This window comes from Candidatus Sodalis sp. SoCistrobi, from assembly GCF_900143145.1.
GTDB lineage: Bacteria > Pseudomonadota > Gammaproteobacteria > Enterobacterales > Enterobacteriaceae > SoCistrobi.
Genome location: NZ_FRDB01000004.1, coordinates 26,542 through 45,121 on the forward strand (window position 1 = coordinate 26,542; position 18,580 = coordinate 45,121).

Sequence of the window (18,580 nt, forward strand, 5' to 3'; positions counted from 1 at the left end):
CATGCTGACTTTGCAGACCACTTTACCTGCGCCGCTCAATCAAGCCACTGACGCCAGCAGCGGCTTATCAAAGCGCGCTCGCGGGCGAACTGCGCCTCCGGCACCCGGCCGGGCAAGGCTTGCAGCGCCAGATGGTGCAGCGTATCGCGCAACGTGGTGTAGCTTGCGCGCAGCCCTTCGGCATTATCACCGTCCATGATCCTCTCCCTGGCCATCAGCTCGAACAGACGGACATTATCCGACCAGCGCGTCAGTTCAGGCTTTTCTGCGGCGTAGCGCAACACCAAATATTGCGCCAGAAACTCGATGTCGGTAATACCGCCTGCGTCGGTCTTGATATCAAAAACGTCTGTCTGCTTGCTGGCCAGGTGCTGGCGCATCTTGGCGCGCATCTCGCTGACCTCCCGGCGCAGCGTCGCGGGATCTCGCGGCAGACTCAGCACGCGACGGCGGATGGCGTTGAAACCTTCCTGCAATTCTGGGGAGCCATACACCATCCGCGCGCGCACCAGCGCCTGATGCTCCCAGGTCCAGGCCTCATTAAGCTGATAGTCCTCGAACGCGGAGAGCGTACTCACCAGCATCCCGGCGGCCCCGGACGGCCGCAGCCGCGCGTCCACTTCATACAAAACCCCCGCCGGGGTCCGGGTGCTGAACAGATGCATCACCCGCTGCGCCAGCCGCAAATAAAACTGCCGTCCATCGATGACGCGCGGTCCGTCGGTCACGGCATCATCCGGGCATTGATGCAAAAACACCAAATCCAGATCGGAGCTGTAGCCTAACTCCCAGCCGCCCAGCTTTCCGTAGCCGATGACCGCAAAGCCGGCGTCCTGCCCGTCACGCAGATGCGAGGGCCGACCGTGGCGCGCGACCATCGATCTCCACGCCTGCTGGATGACGGCGTGGATCATGGCTTCCGCCAGATAGGTCAAGTGATCGCTGACTTTCATCACCGGCAGCACGCCGGCAATATCGGCGGCGGCAATGCGCAACTGCTGCGCCTGCTTGAATTGCCGCAGCGCCTCCAGTTGCTGTTCCTCATCCTCTTCGGGCACCCGCAGCAGATATTGGCGCAGCTCGTCGCCATAGGCCGCCGGCGCCGGGGGGTGGTATAGGGTCGCGGGGTCGAGCAATTCGTCCAGCAGCAGCGGATGCCGAGCCAATTGGCTGGCGATCATCGGCGAGGCGGCGCACAGACGCGTCAAGTGCCCCAGCGCGCCGGGGTACTCCAGTAACAACTCCAGGTAGGTGGTGCGCGAGACGATACTAAGCAACACCGGCGCCAAGCGGGCAAACACCTCGTCCGCCGCGTCCCGTTCGCCGATGTGCGCCAAAAGCCGCGGCATAAGCGCGTCCAGCACTTCCCGGCCCCGCGGGCCTAGCGTACGTTTGGCAACATCGCGGCGGAAATCGGCGACATAGTGCGCCAGACGCGGCCAGGGCACGCCTTCGCCGTCGGCCTCCGTCGCTTGCGACATCGGCTCCTGCCACAGCGCGGCCGCCGGGCCGGGCGTATCGTTATCTTCAGCGTCGGGGGCATCGTCGCCAATCAGCTCATCGAACACCGCCCTGACCGCTTGCATGTGGGCGTCCAGCGTGCGGGTGAGCTGCGGCCAGTCCGCCTCGTCCATTCCCCAGGCCAGACGCGCCTGATTGAGCGGGTCGGCGGGCAAGGTTTGCGTCTGCTGATCATTAATGCCCTGCAACAGATTTTCCAGCCGTCGCAGGTAGAGGTAGGCCGCACTCAGATGGGCGCTTTGCGCCGGCGTGAGCAGGCCAAGCGCGCCGATGGTCTCAAGCGTCGGCAATAAGGCGCGCGACTGCAGGCGCGGCTCGCGGCCGCCGCGAATCAATTGAAACACCTGAGCGATAAACTCTATCTCACGGATCCCGCCAGCGCCCAGTTTGATATTGTCCTTCAAGGCGCGCCGCCGGACCTCGCGGGCGATCATTTGTTTCATATTGCGCAGCGACTGGATAACGCTAAAATCAATGTAGCGGCGATAGATAAATGGACGCAGCATGCTGCGCAATTCCTGGCTATAGGGATCGCCATCGCCGCCCATCAGCCGCGCTTTGATCATCGCATAGCGTTCCCAATCCCGGCCCTGTTCTTGATAATAATCCTCCAGCGCGGCAAAGCTCAGCACCAGTGGTCCGCTATCGCCGAACGGCCGCAGCCGCATATCGACCCGGTAAACGAAGCCGTCCACGGTCGGCTGGTCGAGCGCCTTAATCAGCCGCTGACCGAGGCGGGTAAAAAATTGGGCGTTATCCAACTCGCGACGGCCGCCGCGGGTAAAACCGTTTTCAGGGTAGGCGAAAATCAAATCAATATCGGAGGAAAAATTCAGCTCGCCGCCGCCCAGTTTGCCCATGCCTAAAATCAGCAGCGGCTGGGGCGTGCCGTCCGCGCCGCAGGGGGTACCCCACTCGCGGCAACACGCCTGCCACAGCCAGTCGCGCGCGGCGATAATCAGGGTTTCCGCCAAATGGCTTAGCTGGGTCAGGGTTTCACGGGTATCGCAGAGGCCGAGGATTTGCGCCCAGCCGATACGCACCAGCGTGTGGCGCCGGAAGAGGCGCAGCTCGCGCATCAGCGCGGATTCATCGTCAACCGCCGCCAGCCGGGCGGCCAACAGCGAGGCATACTCACGCCACTCGCCGGGTTGCGGCGCCTGCGTCACCAGCGCCTGCTGCCACGCCGGATGGCTTTGCAGCGCGTCGCTGATGAAATCACTCATGGCGAGCGCCCGCAGGGTTGCATCGTCCGCCGGCGCCGGTAATCCGGCCGCCGACTGCTGTCCTTGCTTACGCAGGAGCGGCGGTAAAGGTCGCGTATTCATGGTCGATACTCCCTGGAGACAAACATGGCTCGCCGGCGGAGTGCTAACACCAGGCTCTCGCTATTTTAGCCAGAATCCCACCTGCGCCAACGCCTGACGCCGCAAATGTTCCCTATCATCGGATCCTGGCTGCACGATAGACTGATGTAGCGCTGTCCAATGCATCAGATAGGCCACCACCTCGGTCGGCCGATAAGCGCCGGACAAGACATGAAATGCCATCAGCCGGCGCGCCAGCCGCGGCAACTGCTGCAGGTATTCTTCATGAGAGAGCGTACGGCCAAACGCGACCTTCAATTCCGCTCCGCAGCGCGCAAGCGTCATGTCGGCGAATTGCCGGTAGGCGCCGGCGAGCTTCTTGCGCGTATCCTCATCGGCGGTGTTCTGCCACGCGCTAAACACCAGCCAGGACGTCAGCGCCAGCTTGGTACGCAGATAGACCGGCATATAACAGATTAGCTGCGGATCCGCCCGTTCAGCGCCGATCAACGGCACGATATCCGCCAGCAACCCGCGCAGCGCGGAGGTGGCTTTGCGGCTAACCAGATTCCCCATCACGCGGAAGGTTTCACGTATCAGCGTAATGCCCTCCAGCACGCCGGCCTTAGCCTGCACCAGCCCGCGCAACCAAAGTTCCTCGTGATATTGCCAATGATCCAGCGCCAGGTGCAGCGCCGCGCTCATGCCCTCTTCCACCGTCGCCTGCGCGGCGGGATTGAGCAGCGGCAGTGGCCGGATGGCGCGCGGGGGGTTTCCTTGCTGAAGATGATAACCGCGCGCGGCTTTACTCAGACTGCCCAAACGGAGGCCGCCGGCATCGCTCAACGTACCGGCGAAGGCGAAGAGATCGCGGGCATTACCGCTCAGTAATTCCATCTCCAGCTCGCAAATCGGCTCATGCAGCGCGCCGGCACTCACCTCCCCCCGATCCAGCGCCAGCTCGATCTCGCTTTCGCCCTGGCTCACCCGCCACTTCTCGCGGGCGAAATCGTTGGTAAACAGCGGCTTGAGCCGCGATTGCAGTGCGGCGGGATCAAGCTCAGGCGGCCAGGCCTGCGCCGGTAAGCGAGTGAGATCCAACTTTGGCCCCGCCAGCGGCACATTGAATTCTGGATGCTGATGCAAGCCGCCGATGACCTGACCGGCGGTTTTCATTGTCATCTCACACTGTCCGTCCACCTGACGGATACGTAACCCTATGCCGTGGCGGCGCAAGTCAAAGCCGTCCGTCTCAAAATAGGTATTGGTCAATTGCCGGAGCGCATGACCGTCATGGCCCATCGCCGATAACCGCTGCCGCAAGGCGGGCAGTATCTCGGGCTGAACGATAAATTTTAACTCGATTTCTTCATTCATAGTGTTTTATGGCCATAGCGGTAAAATTCATTGACGCTTAAGCCATCCCTGGTGGCGACTCATCGCTTAAGATGGCAAGTGTTAACGCCTAATCATGGCCTTAATGGACAAAACGGACAAGCCCAACGGCACTTTTCGTGTCATGGGGGGTCCAAAGATCTCATCACCTTTGACGCGTTTTGTCATTGTCGTCCCTCACCCGCCGCCGGCGGCGCAGAGGGTACGCCGCGCCGGTAACCGCGCGGCGCCGGCCCATGGATGCCGGCATCATCGGGTGGTGGGGGCAGCAACGGCTATACGCTTCGTCCGAGAGTAAGAGTGTTCTCATTTCGGACCCGACATTGCGTCGTCAAACTGAAGCCACTACTATCGTGCAACATTTGCTTAAAAATGACGGAATAATGCTGAAATTACGCCATATTTACTTCGTCGCGGTCGGTTTGGGCCTCGCCTGCGCCGCCAATGCCGACGAGCCACGTTATGTTTCCGACACCCTGCTGACCTATATCCACAGCGGTCCGGGTAATCAGTATCGCATTGTCGGCACCTTGAATTCCGGCGACGCCGTTACGCTTCTCGGCCAGAATAACGACACCGGCTTCGCCCAGATACGCGACGAAAAGGGGCGCACCGCCTGGATCCCACAAGATCAGTTGAGCGCTCAGCCCAGTTTGCGCACCCGGGTGCCGGCGCTGGAGCAGCAGGTGCAGGAGCTGACGCAAAAGCTTAACACTATCGACGCCAGCTGGAATCAGCGCACCGCCGACATGCAGCAAAAAGTGGCCACCAGCGACGGCGTGATAAACGATCTTAAAGAACAGAATCAGGCGCTGAAGGATCAGCTGGCGACGGCGCAGAAAAAGGTCAATGCGGCGGCGGTCCAGCTTGACGACAAACAGCGCACCATTATCATGCAGTGGTTCATGTATGGCGGCGGTGTGGCTGGCGTAGGCCTGCTGCTGGGGCTGCTGCTGCTGCTGCCCCATATCATTCCCCGGCGCAAAAAAGACAACCGCTGGATGAACTGAGCCGCTCCCGACACGGGCGGCGGTGAATCGCGCGCGAGATACGGCTACACTTAATGAACGGTACCGATAAAGGCAACACCGGCTTTGCCAGGAGAGAATTGTGAAGAAATATCTGGTCGGCGGCGCCGTGCGTGACGGTCTGTTACAGCTCCCCGTCAAGGAGCGGGATTGGGTAGTGGTTGGCGCGACGCCGCAGGAGATGCTGGCGCAAGGTTATCAGCAGGTCGGCAAGGATTTTCCGGTTTTTCTGCACCCCGAAAGCCGCGAGGAGTATGCGCTGGCACGCACGGAGCGCAAATCCGGTCAGGGCTATACCGGCTTCATCTGCTATGCCTCGCCGGAAGTCACGCTGGAAGAAGATCTGCGCCGCCGCGATCTTACTATTAACGCCATCGCCCGCGACGACGAGGGTAATCTGATTGATCCCTATCAGGGACAGCAGGATCTCCGCCAGCGCTGGTTGCGCCATGTCTCCGACGCCTTCGGCGAAGATCCGCTGCGGGTACTGCGGGTCGCCCGTTTTGCCGCGCGCTTCGCCCATTTGAATTTCCGCATCGCGCCGGAAACCATGGCGTTGATGCAACAGATGACCGATGAGCTGCCGCTGCTGGCGCCTGAGCGGGTCTGGAAAGAGACGGAGCGGGCGCTGGCAACCCGCAACCCGCAGGTCTATTTTCAGGTCTTGCGCGATTGCGGCGCGTTGAAAGCGCTGTTTCCCGAGGTGGACGCGCTGTTTGGCGTCCCGGCGCCGGCGAAATGGCACCCGGAAATCGATACCGGCATCCACACCCTGATGACGGTGTCGATGGCGGCCCGGCTGACGGACGATATCGCGGTACGCTTCGCCACGCTTTGCCACGATGTGGGCAAGGCGCTTACGCCGCGCGAGCTGTGGCCCAGCCACCACGGGCACGGCCCGGCGGGGGTGAAGGTGGTGGAAGCGCTGTGCCAACGTCTGAAGGTGCCCAATCCGCTGCGCGATCTGGCCACGATCGTGGCCCGCTACCATGATCTGCTGCACGGTGCCCAGAGCCTGACGCCAAAGACACTGATAAAACTGTTCAGCGCCATTGATGTCTGGCGCCGACCGGCGCGCCTGGAGCAGATGATCCTCGCCAGCGAAGCCGACGCCCGTGGCCGTACCGGTTTTGAGAACCATGCCTATCCGCAGGGGGATTTTCTTCGCGACGCGTTCTGCGTAGCCAGTTCAGTCAGCGCGCGCGAGGTGATGGCGGCGGGATTTAGCGGCGCGCACATCGGCGAGGAGCTCAACCGGCGACGTCAGCAGGCGCTGACGAGCTGGAAGCGACAGCAAGAGAACAGCGATACCGAGACCATTCAGGACTGACCGCTACCCTACCGCGTACCGTGCGTCAGATACTGCAAATGCCGTCAGAGATACCCTAACAATGACGCCGGGCGGATAACGCTCAGCGGCCCGCGCACGGCCCGTCCCCTGCCCTGCGGCTATCGCCCCCCGCCGCGGCGCAGCAAAAACAGCCAATTAGTCGATCAGTCAGCCCATCTGCCAATCAGCCAATCAGCCAATCAGCCAATCAGCCAATCAGCCAATCAGCCAATCAGCCAATCAAGATCCAATACACTACCGCCGCCAGAATGAAGCGGTAAATGGCGAACGGCACGAACGAGATACGCTTAATAATTTGCAAGAAGAATTTGATAGCCAGCAGCGCCACGACAAAGGCGGTAACGAAGCCGATAGCGAACATCGGGAAATCCTGCCAGGCGAGAAACGGCAGGCTTTTGTACAGATCCAGCACCGTCGCGCCGAGCATCATCGGCACCGCCAGAATGAACGAGAACTCCGATGCGGCGTAACGGCTAACGCCGACCAGCAGGCCGCCGCTGATAGTGGCGCCGGAGCGGGAAAAACCCGGCCACAGTGCCAGACATTGGAAACAGCCGATGAGAAACGCCTGCAGATAAGTCAAATCGTCGATACCCGCCGCGCGCGGCACTTTGGGCTTCAGCCATTCCCCCGCCAGCAACAGCACACCGCCGACCACCAGGGCATACATCACGTAAATCGGGGCAAAAATGGCTTTGATTTGCTCGTGAAACACCAGTCCCAGCACCACCGCCGGGATCATGCCCAGCAAAATATGCCCGAGACGCAGGCGACCGCTGCCGATACCCTCGTGAGGCACCTGGCCAAAATGGATACCGATAAGACCAAACAGCCGGCGCCAAAACACCACCACCACCGCCAGAATCGACCCCAGCTGGATGATAACCTCAAAAGTCTTGGCTTTATCATCCGTAAAACCAAGCAGGCTACCGACCAATATCATATGTCCCGTCGAAGAAACCGGCAGAAATTCCGTTAACCCTTCCACCACCCCCAGAATGAACGCGATAACCCACTCGTGCATATCCGCCATACAACGTTTCCCTCAAAGTCACGACAATAAAAAAGCGGCGGTATGTAAACAGACCAGCCGCTAAATCTCCCGCAAATTGAGACAAACATACGGTAATTTGGTTGCAATCGCATGGCTAAATGATTACCGCTGCGCTATTTTCAGACTTTTCGCCGCCCGCGCTCAATGATAACGCCGACGGTGGCCGCCTGCGGCACCGCGCCGGGCTTACCGATTTTGATACGTATCCAGGGCAGTTTGAACTGGGTCATCAGCCGCTCCGCCGTCTCCTCGGCAACACGCTCCACCAGCGCGAAACGCTTGCCGTTCACCAGCGACAGCACGGCGTCGGTGACGTCCGCATAGCTGAGGCAATCGGCGACATCATCGCTACGCGCCGCCGGGCGGTTATCCCAGCCCATTTCCAGGTCGAACACCAATTTTTGCAACCGTTGCTGTTCCCAGTCATAAACGCCTATCACCGCCATTACCGTTAATTGCTCAATAAATACAATGTCCATGTGCCATACTCGGTTTTTGTGGCTATCGGATACCACTTCCTCGGGAATATGCGTATTATCCACAGATAGCGAAATAAAACGAATGTTGATGAATGGAATGTGGTTATGAATGCTATCGCGATTGGCATGATAATCTTCGCCTACTTATGCGGTTCAGTCTCCAGCGCGATTCTTATCTGTAGGCTCGCCCGCCTGCCGGATCCCCGCACCAGCGGCTCCGGCAATCCCGGCGCCACCAATGTGCTGCGGCTTGGCGGCAAGCTGGCGGCCGCGGGCGTAATGGTTTTCGATGTCCTGAAGGGGATGATCCCGGTGTGGATAGGCTACGGCCTCGGCCTGCCGCCGTTCTGGCTGGGTCTGGTGGCCATCGCCGCCTGTCTTGGCCATATTTATCCGATTTTCTTCCACTTTCGCGGCGGTAAAGGGGTCGCTACCGCGCTGGGGGCCATTGCGCCCATTGGCTATGATCTGTCCGGCCTGATGATAGGCACCTGGCTTTTAACGGTGCTGCTCTCCGGTTATTCTTCGCTGGGAGCTATTGTCAGCGCCCTGATCGCCCCCTTCTACGTCTGGTGGTTCAAGCCGCAGTTCACCTTCCCGGTGGCGATGCTCTCCTGTCTGGTGCTCCTGCGTCACCACGACAATATCCAGCGGCTGTGGCGCGGTCAGGAAAGCCGCATCTGGCGCCGCCGGCAAAAAGACCGGGATATTGACCGGCAGCAAAGCAAGCACTGACTCAGGCGCCCAGCGCCGGCAACTCCTCCAGCGGCCAGCGCGGCCGTACCGACACCGCCAGACTCGCCTGCGACCCGCCCAGCAGCCGCACCATGCCCGCGTAAGCGATCATCGCGCCGTTGTCCGTACAAAACTCGGGACGGGCGTAAAATACCTCTCCGCCACGTTGGCGCATCATTTCGCCCATACTGGCGCGCAGCGACTGATTGGCGCTGACGCCGCCGGCCATCACCAACCGCTGGAATCCGGTTAGATCGAGCGCGCGCCGACATTTTATCATGAGCGTTTCCACCACCGCCTCCTCGAACGCCCGCGCGACGTCCGCGCGCGTCTGGTGGTCATCGGCACCGGCGCGCACGGTGTTGGCGGCAAAGGTTTTCAGCCCGGAAAAGCTGAACGCCAGCCCCGGACGGTCGGTCATCGGCCGCGGAAATTTGTAACGCCCCGGCACGCCCTGCTGCGCCAGACGCGCCAGCATCGGGCCACCGGGATAGTCCAGCCCCAGCAGCTTAGCGGTTTTATCGAACGCTTCGCCGGCGGCATCATCGATAGACTCCCCCAGCAGCCGATATTCGCCGATGCCGGTCACGGCGATAAGCTGAGTATGACCGCCGGAAACCAACAGCGCCACGAACGGGAAGGCCGGCGGATTGGCCTCCAGCATCGGCGCCAGCAAATGCCCTTCCATGTGGTGAACGGCGACAGCCGGCACCTCCCAGGCATAGGCCAGCGCGCGGCCGACGGTGGCGCCGACCATTAACGCCCCCACCAGCCCCGGCCCGGCGGTGTAGGCCACCCCATGGATATCCGACGCCTGCAGGCCGGCCTCGGCCAGCGCCGCCTGGATAAGCGGCACGGTTTTACGGACATGATCGCGGGACGCCAGCTCCGGCACCACACCGCCATAATCGGCGTGCAGTTTCACCTGACTGTAAAGCTGGTTAGCCAGCAATCCTTGATGTTGATCGTAAATCGCCACGCCGGTTTCATCGCATGACGTCTCAATACCCAATACGCGCATAATCTTTACCACCCTTTTTTGCGGCGCACAGTTTACCATATTCTGCGCCGCTGCGCGGCCTGCGGACGACGGCTTTGGCGTAAAACCCTTTCATCTCTGCGGCCGTCGTGCTACAAAAGCCGACCTGACGATCGCTCGATCGCGCCAGGATCCCACGGTAGTCCACCGCGATCCCGCCGCTTGCCCGCGCAGAGGGTGTTAATGAACGCCCGCGCCAGCGGATCGCGGCTTTTAGGGCGTTATCCCCTGTTCAGGGCCGATTTCATGCCCGCTTTTTTGCCCGAATTTACGCCTGACATCAGCGGGTTGTGTGGCAACCGACGTGCAGCGAGTAAGATCACGCAGTGCGGCGCTTTACAAAGCAGGCGGGCTTAGAGTAAAATTCCGCACCATTTTGAAAAGGCTGGCACAGGTCAGCGACAAAATCCGAATTCTATCGAGGTGAGAGGCACATGCCGGTAATTAAAGTACGTGAAAACGAGCCGTTCGACGTAGCACTGCGTCGCTTCAAGCGTTCCTGCGAAAAAGCGGGTGTTCTGGCCGAAGTTCGTCGTCGCGAGTTCTATGAAAAACCGACGACCGAACGTAAGCGCGCTAAAGCGTCCGCCGTTAAACGTCACGCCAAGAAACTGGCTCGCGAAAACGCACGCCGCACTCGTCTGTATTGATTTTCCGGGGTGCGAACCACCCCGGCCGCGTGATTAATCCGCAGACTTAGTTGTTGCATACGAAGGCCGTGCCATCCGGAAGGATTGCGCGGCTTGTTGTCGTTCAAGTGCTTACCTGACAGGGCTTATGGCTGGACGAATCCCACGTGTCTTTATCAATGACTTGTTGGCGCGAACCGACATCGTCGATCTGATCGATGCGCGGGTAAAGCTCAAAAAGCAGGGCAAGAATTTTCACGCCTGCTGTCCATTCCATCATGAGAAAACCCCGTCGTTTACCGTGAACGGCGAAAAGCAGTTTTACCATTGTTTCGGCTGCGGCGCCCATGGCAACGCCATCGATTTCCTGATGAATTACGACCGGCTGGAGTTCGTCGAATCCATCGAAGAGCTTGCCGCCCAGCACAGCCTGGAAGTGCCCTATGAAACGGGCACCGGCCCGAACCAGCAGGAACGCCATCAGCGACAAAGCCTGTATCAATTGATGGACAAGCTCAGCGACTTCTATCAACAGGCATTGCAGGCGCAGACGGCGTCGGACGCGCGCCATTATTTGCAACAGCGCGGGCTGAGCGAAGCGGTCATGACGCATTTTGCCATCGGCTTCGCGCCGTCGGGCTGGGATAACGTCATTAAGCGTTTCGGCCGTTCGGCGGAGGATCGCGCTTCGCTTAACGACGCCGGCATGCTGGTGGTCAATGACAACGGTCGCACCTACGACCGTTTTCGCGATCGCATCATGTTCCCCATCCGCGACAAACGCGGGCGGGTGATCGCCTTCGGCGGGCGGATATTGGGCGAGGGTCAGCCGAAATACCTGAACTCGCCGGAAACCGATATTTTCCATAAGGGCCGCCAGCTGTACGGCCTGTACGAGGCCCAGCGGCAGCACCCGGAATTATCCCGGCTGCTCGTGGTCGAAGGGTATATGGACGTCGTGGCGCTGGCACAGTTCGGCATCGACTATGCGGTGGCTTCGCTGGGTACCTCAACGACCGCTGAGCATATACAGCTGCTGTATCGCGCCACCGATCGGGTGATCTGCTGCTATGACGGCGATCGCGCCGGGCGGGAAGCCGCCTGGCGCGCGCTGGAAAACGCGCTGCCCTACCTCACCGATGGCCGCCAGCTGCGTTTTATGTTTCTGCCGGAAGGCGAGGATCCCGACACGCTGGTGCGTAAAATTGGCAAAGAGGCCTTTGAGCAGCACATCGAACAGGCGCAGCCGCTATCGACGTTTTTATTTGAAACGCTAATGCCACAGGTGGACTTAAGCAGCCCCGACGGCCGCGCCAAGCTGAGCACGCTGGCGCTGCCGCTGATAGGCCAGGTACCGGGCGAGACATTGCGTCTCTACCTGCGCCAGCAGTTGGGCAATAAACTCGGGATCCTTGACGACAGCCAACTAGAGAAACTGCTGCCCAAGGCGTCCCTTAAGGCAAATATTTCACCGCAAGCGCGGATAAAACGCACAACCATGCGTATACTGATAGGATTACTGGTGCAACATCCACGGCTTTCCACCCTGGTACCCACGGTGGAGGGGTTGGAGCAGGCAAATCAGCCGGGTGTGCCGTTGTTTGTTGAATTAGTGCAGGCCTGCCAGGCCCAGCCGGGGTTAACCACCGGCCAATTGCTGGAGCATTATCGGGAGAATAAATCCTACTCCCAGCTTGAAACCCTGGCGACCTGGAACCACATGATCATAGATGAGATGATCGAGGCGACATTTGTCGATACCCTGGCGAGTCTTTACGACTCCATACTTGAACACCGCCAGGAAGCGCTTATCGCCCGCGACCGGACCCACGGCCTGACGGCCGAAGAACGCCAGGAGCTTTGGTCGCTGAATCAGGCGCTGGCGAAAAAAACCTGAATGACGAGGCTTAATTGCCTATATCTGGCAGGGCAAGACCCTGCGCAATGCCGTATTGGGCTGCGGCGCGAAACAAAGCCCAGATCTCTTGTTGGTGATGCGCTTTCACCAACCAACACCGAATATTACTCTGAAGTGTGGATACCGTCTTATGGAGCAAAACCCGCAGTCACAGCTTAAGCTGCTTGTCACACGTGGTAAGGAGCAAGGCTATTTGACCTTTGCCGAGGTCAATGACCATCTGCCGGAGGATATCGTCGACTCCGATCAGATCGAAGATATCATCCAGATGATAAATGACATGAACATCCAGGTGATGGAAGAAGCACCGGACGCCGATGACCTGCTGCTGGCCGAAACCACCTCCGACACCGACGAAGATGCGGCGGAAGCTGCGGCGCAGGTCTTGTCCAGCGTCGAGTCCGAAATTGGACGCACCACCGACCCGGTGCGCATGTACATGCGCGAAATGGGTACCGTGGAGCTGCTGACCCGCGAAGGCGAGATCGATATCGCCAAGCGTATCGAAGATGGCATCAATCAGGTCCAGTGCTCGGTCGCCGAGTACCCTGAGGCTATCACCTACCTGCTGGAACAGTACGACCGCGTCGAAGCCGGCGAGGCCCGCCTGTCCGACCTTATCACCGGCTTTGTCGACCCTAACGCGGAAGAAGATATGGCGCCAACCGCGACCCATATCGGCTCTGAACTCTCCGCCGAAGAAATCGCCGATGACGATGACGAGGATGAAGAGGACGGTGACGACGACAGCACGGACGACGATAACAGCATCGATCCAGAGCTGGCGCGGCAGAAATTCGTCGAGCTGCGCGAGCAGTACGAAACGACCCGTAACGTTATCAAAATCAACGGACGCAGCCATGCTAAATCGGCCGCTGAGATTTTGAACCTTTCCGACGTATTTAAACAGTTCCGCTTAGTGCCGAAGCAGTTTGATTACCTGGTTAACAACATGCGCGCCATGATGGATCGCGTGCGTACCCAGGAACGTCTTATCATGAAGCTGTGCGTCGAAATCAGCAAGATGCCGAAGAAAAACTTCGTCACGCTGTTCGCCGGCAATGAAACCAGCGAAAGCTGGTTCAAAGCCGCGCTGGCGATGAACAAGCCCTGGTCGGAAAAACTGCACGAAGTCGATGATGACGTGCATCGCAGCCTGCAAAAACTGCGCCTGATTGAAGATGAAACCGGTCTGACCATCGAGCAGGTGAAGGATATCAACCGCCGGATGTCGATCGGCGAAGCCAAGGCGCGGCGCGCCAAGAAAGAAATGGTTGAGGCTAACCTGCGTCTGGTTATTTCCATCGCCAAAAAATACACCAACCGCGGCCTGCAGTTCCTGGATTTGATTCAGGAAGGCAATATCGGTTTGATGAAGGCGGTGGACAAGTTTGAATATCGCCGCGGCTATAAGTTTTCCACCTACGCCACTTGGTGGATCCGCCAGGCCATCACCCGCTCTATCGCCGACCAGGCGCGCACCATCCGTATTCCGGTGCATATGATTGAGACGATCAACAAACTCAACCGTATCTCCCGGCAGATGCTGCAGGAAATGGGACGCGAACCCACGCCCGAAGAGCTGGCGGAACGCATGCTGATGCCGGAGGATAAAATCCGTAAGGTGCTCAAGATTGCCAAGGAGCCTATCTCCATGGAAACGCCTATCGGCGACGATGAAGATTCGCACTTGGGGGATTTTATCGAGGACACCACCCTCGAATTACCGCTGGATTCCGCTACCTCGGAGAGTCTACGTTCAGCCACTCACGATGTGCTGGCCGGCCTGACCGCGCGTGAAGCCAAGGTCCTGCGCATGCGGTTCGGTATCGACATGAACACCGACCATACGCTGGAAGAAGTCGGCAAACAGTTTGACGTCACCCGCGAGCGTATTCGTCAGATCGAAGCGAAAGCGCTGCGCAAGCTGCGTCACCCGAGCCGTTCTGAGGTCCTGCGCAGCTTCCTGGACGATTAAGTTCCGGTTGTGCTGACGGCCCTTTCCTTAAGGCGCTCAAAACATCGCCACGCAGCACACCGCGGGGCTTTTTATTGCCCGTCGCCCAGCGCGGGCGTCTGGCCCACAAGGCTACCTCATCTGAATATCAAGACGTGCCCCACAACGCGGCTGGCCTAAGTCGTGAGACGCTCCCTGTAAGGCCGCTGGCTCCCTTAACGGAAGTGACCAACTAGCCCGACGGCCATGACAGCGGTGGAATTAGCTAGCGTGTCGTTAATGAAGGCGGCGGGAGCGCGTCGGACAAAGCGCGATACGCCGCCAGCAGTGCGTCGCCGCTCATGCGGTTAAGCCCGCTGGGGTTAGGCAAAACCCACAACTGTGTGGCGCCAATGCGCATTTCCTGCCGCCCCCATGGCGCATTTTTCACCCGAAATGCCTGGCAGTAAGCTTGCTTGCCCAAAATCGCCAGCGCCTGCGGCTGGAACGTTTCTATCTTGGCCACCAGCCGCTCGCCACCCTGCCGGTATTCCGCCAGCGACAGCTCTGAGGCTTCGGTGGTGGGCCGCGTCACCAGCATCGTGATCCCGCACCCGGTCTCCAGCAACCGCTGCTCCTCCTCCTCCGGCTGCAGTTGCTGCGCCGTAAAACCCGCAAGATGAATGATCTTCCAAAAGCGATTATTGGCATTGGCAAAATGCACCCCTTTATGCGCGCTGGACAACCCCGGATTGATACCGCAGAACACCACCCGAAGCCCCTGCCGGAGAATATCTTCTATCATTGAACCCTCTCTTTCATCTCTGGCCGTGGCGCCAATAATTAACGATTTTAGCCAAAAACCGGCGATAAATCATCCATCTGGCGGGAGTCGCTATAGACCCGGTTGGCGGCATCATTTATAATCAACGCCCACTCGGCCCCTTAGCTCAGTGGTTAGAGCAGGCGACTCATAATCGCTTGGTCGCTGGTTCAAGTCCAGCAGGGGCCACCAAATTTTCGTATCAAAAACAATGAATTAAGCCACATTTCAAACGAGTGGCGTTTTCCTATCAATACTAAGTGTCCCTTTTTCGTCCCCTCAGGTAGTCAAACGCTGAGCTTTGGAAGGTAGATTTCATCTACTACAAGGAATGGTTATGGCTCTCACGCAATGCAAAGAATGTAAAAAAGAAGTCTCTACGCGCAATACGGCCATTTAGCTTGCAACAACATAACAAATTTGTTATCTTTAACCCATGGCATATTTAATTGATTATTATAATAAAGAAGTACAGGAAGAAATTATGGCTCTTCCGGTAACGTTACAGGCTCGTTATGTCCGCTATACACAAAGAATGCAGACACATGGAGCAAATCTTGGTGTGCCCCATACTGAGGCATTCGGTAATGGCCTGTTTGAACTTAGACTAAAAGGTGCTGAAGGTATTGCACGTGTTTTCTATTGCACAATTGTGGGCAAACGCATAGTTATGCTGCATTGCTTTATTAAAAAAACGCAAAAAACACCGCCGAGGGAACGCCGTATTGCTGAAGCCAGAATGAAAGAGGTAAAAAAATGAGTGTAAAGAACATGATGACTCACGACGAATTGATTAAAAAAATGCTGTCTAATCCAGCTGTAAAAGCAGAATATGACAGTTTGGAAGAGGAATTTACTCTGCTGGATGAACTATTGAAAGCACGTAAAAAAGCCGGGCTTACCCAAGCTCAGGTTGCTGAACGCATGGGAACAAAAGCAACCGCGATTACCAGGCTTGAAAGAGCTCTTGTATCTGGAACTCAAGGCCCCTCGTATACAACGCTTAAGAAATACGCGGCAGCGGTTGGTAAAAAACTACAGATACGTTTGGTGTAAGTTGCCGCTTAAAGCACTCTTTTACATACTTCAATTACATTTTTTTCAATCAAGTAGTACTCATCTCAAGCCCTAATTACGGCCGCTTTAGCTGGTTTCGTGGGTAATGCTACCGATTTCGCTGGTATAACGCCGGGTCAGGCGTTCCAGCTCCTTTTCCGATAACTCGCGCGGATCGACGCGAATGCCCCCTTTAGCGCCACCAAAAGGCAAATTCAGCGCGGCACTTTTCACCGTCATCCACGCCGACAGCGCCATGACCTCTTCCAGTGTGACATCCGCATGGAAACGCACACCGCCTTTACCCGGACCACGGGATAAATTATGCTGCACCCGGAAACCTTCAAAATGACGGATAGTGCCGTCATCCATCTCCAGGGGAATATCCACAATCAGCGCCCTCTTGGGATGGCGCAGCGTATCTGCCCAGAGAGCCAGATCGCCTAAATAGGGTAACACGCGCTCCACCTGCGCCAGGAAGGTAGCACACGCGGAATTGTTATCAGTAGAAACATAAGAAAGGGCACTCATAAAACAACCTCTATCAAGCTAAGCGATGGGACGATAAGGGCGAATCGCTACGGCTATCAGGCATTCGCACCATTATCGGCGGGTAAATGACTTCCGTTTTTGTTTTACTCTGCTACGGTATCAGTTTACCCGCGCAAAACCCCACGAACCTTGCCGGCGCTAGCAATTTCGTCTTATTCTCCACCGCTTGTCGGTATAATTTAAGACAAGATCGTTTGTGCCAGCGGCGCGACATGCCGCAGCGCGCGGCGACATGCCATCGGCCCGTCGCCGACCGCCCGTCATAGGCTGCGCCGCAGCCCCGGGCCTTCGCTGCCAACGCATTTACGACGCAGCGGCTACCCCCTCCCCTGTAAGCGCGGCGTAATGGTTGCTCCTTTCGCCACTCCACGCGGCGCGTCCAATAGCCCTTTGCCGCCTAAGCGTCGACCACGCGCCGCTTCCCCCGCCTGCCCGTTACGCGCGGCGGCGCACGACGGCATTTCCCTACTTAACGGCAGCAGGTGGGCGCTACAGCCGGGTTGCCTCAATGTCCCCCTCCCGCAGCAGCGATAGCCGGGTTGCCTCAATGTCTTTCTCTCGCAACGGCGTTAGCCGGGCAGCCTTAATGTCCCTCTCTCGCAGCGGCGATAGCCGGGCAGCCTCAATGTCCCCCTCCCGCAACGGCGATAGCCGGGTTGCCTCAATGTCCCTCTCTCGCAGCGGCGATAGCCGGGTAACGCCCACAGCGGCGCGATGGCGGCAAACCATCAGGCTGAGCAAAAAAACAATCAACGCTACGGTGCCCGTCATCAATGCCTCATATCGGTAAGCCGGCGCGCAGGCCATGTAGCTTAGTACGGCGGCAATGATCCCAATACACAGCCAGTTAAGCCAAGGGAACAGCCACATTCTGAATTGGGGCGGCTGCCCTTGGCGTTCCAAAATGCCGCGCATGCGCAACTGGGATACCGCAATGACCAGATAGACCAGCAGCGCAATCGCACCGGTACTTGAGAGCAGGAAACCAAACACTTTGCCGGGAAACAGATAATTGGCCAGGCAACCCAGAAAGCCGGCCGATGTAGAGGCCAGAACCGCGATACGCGGCGTCCCATGGCTGGAAAGCCGCTTACCCAACGCGGGGGCATCCCCCCGGCGGGCCAGCGCGTAAAACATGCGCGAGGCGGTATACAGAGCGGAATTCATGCAGCTGCTTACCGCTATTAGCACCACAAAATCCATAATCCGTTTGGCGCCGGGAACATTTAGCACCGACAGCACATATTGGAAAGTCCCCTGTCGGGGCAGCGCGGGGTCATCCCAGTCAATCAGGCAAACCACCAGAAAAATCGACATGATATAAAACAGCGCGATGCGGTAGATAATCAGATTGGTGGACTTACGGATTTGCCTTGCCGGCTCCTGTGATTCCGCGGCGGCGATACTCAAGATCTCCGCACCGAAGAAAGAGAAAATCGTCACCAACACCCCACCCAACACCGCCCCGGGGCCGTTGGGCATAAAGCCGCCATGATTGAACAGCCTCGCCGTTCCGCTAATGTCCGCCAGCGGCCAAAACCCCATCACCGCCAACGTACCGACGACGATAAACGCGATGATGGCCAGTACTTTAACCAGCGAAAGCCAGAACTCAAATTCGCCAAAATGCCTTATATCTTGATCATTGACTTTCAAAGGTTAATGATCCCCAACTGATCATTGGGATGTTACCGGTGAGTTTGTACTCTGCCTTAAGCTTACAGCTTGTACGTCAGATTAAACCCTGGTGACATATT

General features: G+C 58.2%; 15 protein-coding genes, 1 tRNA gene and 1 pseudogene. 9 read left to right on the top strand and 8 right to left on the bottom strand.

Annotation, left to right across the window (positions count from 1 at the left end):
* Positions 1 to 35 precede the first annotated feature (35 nt).
* Together glnE and CINSTRO3249_RS00800 are read right to left on the bottom strand one after the other, a co-directional pair.
* Entirely contained in the window at positions 36 to 2,849 is a 2,814-nt protein-coding gene (gene glnE, locus CINSTRO3249_RS00795; RefSeq protein ID WP_074011765.1) for a bifunctional [glutamate--ammonia ligase]-adenylyl-L-tyrosine phosphorylase/[glutamate--ammonia-ligase] adenylyltransferase, read from the bottom strand.
* 60 nt (positions 2,850 to 2,909) lie between these two features.
* A complete protein-coding gene (locus tag CINSTRO3249_RS00800; protein ID WP_074011766.1) occupies positions 2,910 to 4,205 on the bottom strand; it encodes a CYTH domain-containing protein in 1,296 nt (431 codons plus the stop codon).
* 401 nt (positions 4,206 to 4,606) lie between these two features.
* Between CINSTRO3249_RS00800 and CINSTRO3249_RS00805 the strand changes: the two genes are divergently transcribed.
* Together CINSTRO3249_RS00805 and CINSTRO3249_RS00810 are read left to right on the top strand one after the other, a co-directional pair.
* Positions 4,607 to 5,233 carry a TIGR04211 family SH3 domain-containing protein gene (locus CINSTRO3249_RS00805; protein ID WP_074011767.1) on the top strand — a complete coding sequence of 209 codons (627 nt, stop codon included), beginning with the start codon at positions 4,607 to 4,609 and terminating at the stop codon, positions 5,231 to 5,233.
* Positions 5,234 to 5,333: 100 nt separating this feature from the next.
* Positions 5,334 to 6,581, top strand: coding sequence for a multifunctional CCA addition/repair protein (locus CINSTRO3249_RS00810; RefSeq protein ID WP_074011768.1), 1,248 nt, complete (start codon positions 5,334 to 5,336; stop codon positions 6,579 to 6,581).
* A gap of 232 nt (positions 6,582 to 6,813) precedes the next feature.
* Here CINSTRO3249_RS00810 and bacA read toward each other — a convergent pair whose 3' ends face one another.
* Both bacA and folB read right to left on the bottom strand, forming a co-directional pair.
* Positions 6,814 to 7,635 (bottom strand): undecaprenyl-diphosphate phosphatase, encoded by an 822-nt coding sequence (gene bacA / locus CINSTRO3249_RS00815; RefSeq protein ID WP_074011769.1) that lies wholly within the window; start codon positions 7,633 to 7,635, stop codon positions 6,814 to 6,816.
* 140 nt (positions 7,636 to 7,775) lie between these two features.
* Positions 7,776 to 8,135 (bottom strand): bifunctional dihydroneopterin aldolase/7,8-dihydroneopterin epimerase, encoded by a 360-nt coding sequence (gene folB, locus CINSTRO3249_RS00820; protein ID WP_074011770.1) that lies wholly within the window; start codon positions 8,133 to 8,135, stop codon positions 7,776 to 7,778.
* A gap of 105 nt (positions 8,136 to 8,240) precedes the next feature.
* Between folB and plsY the strand changes: the two genes are divergently transcribed.
* Positions 8,241 to 8,870 (top strand): glycerol-3-phosphate 1-O-acyltransferase PlsY, encoded by a 630-nt coding sequence (gene plsY, locus CINSTRO3249_RS00825; protein WP_074011771.1) that lies wholly within the window; start codon positions 8,241 to 8,243, stop codon positions 8,868 to 8,870.
* A gap of 1 nt (position 8,871) precedes the next feature.
* Here the strand turns inward: plsY and tsaD are convergent, their stop codons facing one another.
* Positions 8,872 to 9,891: a tRNA (adenosine(37)-N6)-threonylcarbamoyltransferase complex transferase subunit TsaD gene (gene tsaD / locus CINSTRO3249_RS00830; RefSeq protein ID WP_074011779.1), complete on the bottom strand. Its 1,020-nt coding sequence runs from the start codon at positions 9,889 to 9,891 to the stop codon at positions 8,872 to 8,874.
* A 452-nt stretch (positions 9,892 to 10,343) separates the two neighbouring features.
* Here tsaD and rpsU point away from each other — a divergent pair, with 452 nt between their 5' ends.
* The 3 genes from rpsU to rpoD all read left to right on the top strand — a co-directional run bounded on the left by rpsU (position 10,344) and on the right by rpoD (position 14,434).
* Positions 10,344 to 10,559, top strand: a complete 216-nt coding sequence (gene rpsU / locus CINSTRO3249_RS00835; RefSeq protein ID WP_001144069.1) for a 30S ribosomal protein S21 — start codon at positions 10,344 to 10,346, stop codon at positions 10,557 to 10,559.
* A gap of 127 nt (positions 10,560 to 10,686) precedes the next feature.
* Positions 10,687 to 12,435, top strand: coding sequence for a DNA primase (dnaG, locus tag CINSTRO3249_RS00840; protein ID WP_074011772.1), 1,749 nt, complete (start codon positions 10,687 to 10,689; stop codon positions 12,433 to 12,435).
* Between the two features lie 151 nt (positions 12,436 to 12,586).
* Positions 12,587 to 14,434, top strand: coding sequence for an RNA polymerase sigma factor RpoD (rpoD, locus tag CINSTRO3249_RS00845; protein WP_125933085.1), 1,848 nt, complete (start codon positions 12,587 to 12,589; stop codon positions 14,432 to 14,434).
* Between the two features lie 244 nt (positions 14,435 to 14,678).
* Here rpoD and mug read toward each other — a convergent pair whose 3' ends face one another.
* Positions 14,679 to 15,197, bottom strand: a complete 519-nt coding sequence (gene mug, locus CINSTRO3249_RS00850) for a G/U mismatch-specific DNA glycosylase (protein WP_074011773.1) — start codon at positions 15,195 to 15,197, stop codon at positions 14,679 to 14,681.
* A 134-nt stretch (positions 15,198 to 15,331) separates the two neighbouring features.
* Between mug and CINSTRO3249_RS00855 the strand changes: the two genes are divergently transcribed.
* From CINSTRO3249_RS00855 to CINSTRO3249_RS00865, 3 genes are all read left to right on the top strand, one after another.
* A tRNA-Ile gene (locus CINSTRO3249_RS00855) sits at positions 15,332 to 15,407 on the top strand.
* A 244-nt stretch (positions 15,408 to 15,651) separates the two neighbouring features.
* Complete coding sequence (locus CINSTRO3249_RS00860; protein ID WP_074011774.1) at positions 15,652 to 15,975, top strand: type II toxin-antitoxin system RelE/ParE family toxin; 324 nt, start codon at positions 15,652 to 15,654, stop codon at positions 15,973 to 15,975.
* A 14-nt stretch (positions 15,976 to 15,989) separates the two neighbouring features.
* Positions 15,990 to 16,271 carry a helix-turn-helix domain-containing protein gene (locus CINSTRO3249_RS00865; RefSeq protein WP_074011781.1) on the top strand — a complete coding sequence of 94 codons (282 nt, stop codon included), beginning with the start codon at positions 15,990 to 15,992 and terminating at the stop codon, positions 16,269 to 16,271.
* Between the two features lie 105 nt (positions 16,272 to 16,376).
* On the opposite strand, the pseudogene CINSTRO3249_RS00870 reads toward CINSTRO3249_RS00865, so the two are convergent.
* Together CINSTRO3249_RS00870 and CINSTRO3249_RS00875 are read right to left on the bottom strand one after the other, a co-directional pair.
* A pseudogene (locus CINSTRO3249_RS00870) lies at positions 16,377 to 16,802 on the bottom strand (Glu/Leu/Phe/Val dehydrogenase); the annotation flags it as partial.
* A gap of 510 nt (positions 16,803 to 17,312) precedes the next feature.
* Positions 17,313 to 18,479, bottom strand: a complete 1,167-nt coding sequence (locus CINSTRO3249_RS00875) for an amino acid permease (protein ID WP_074011776.1) — start codon at positions 18,477 to 18,479, stop codon at positions 17,313 to 17,315.
* Between the last annotated feature and the right edge of the window lie 101 nt (positions 18,480 to 18,580).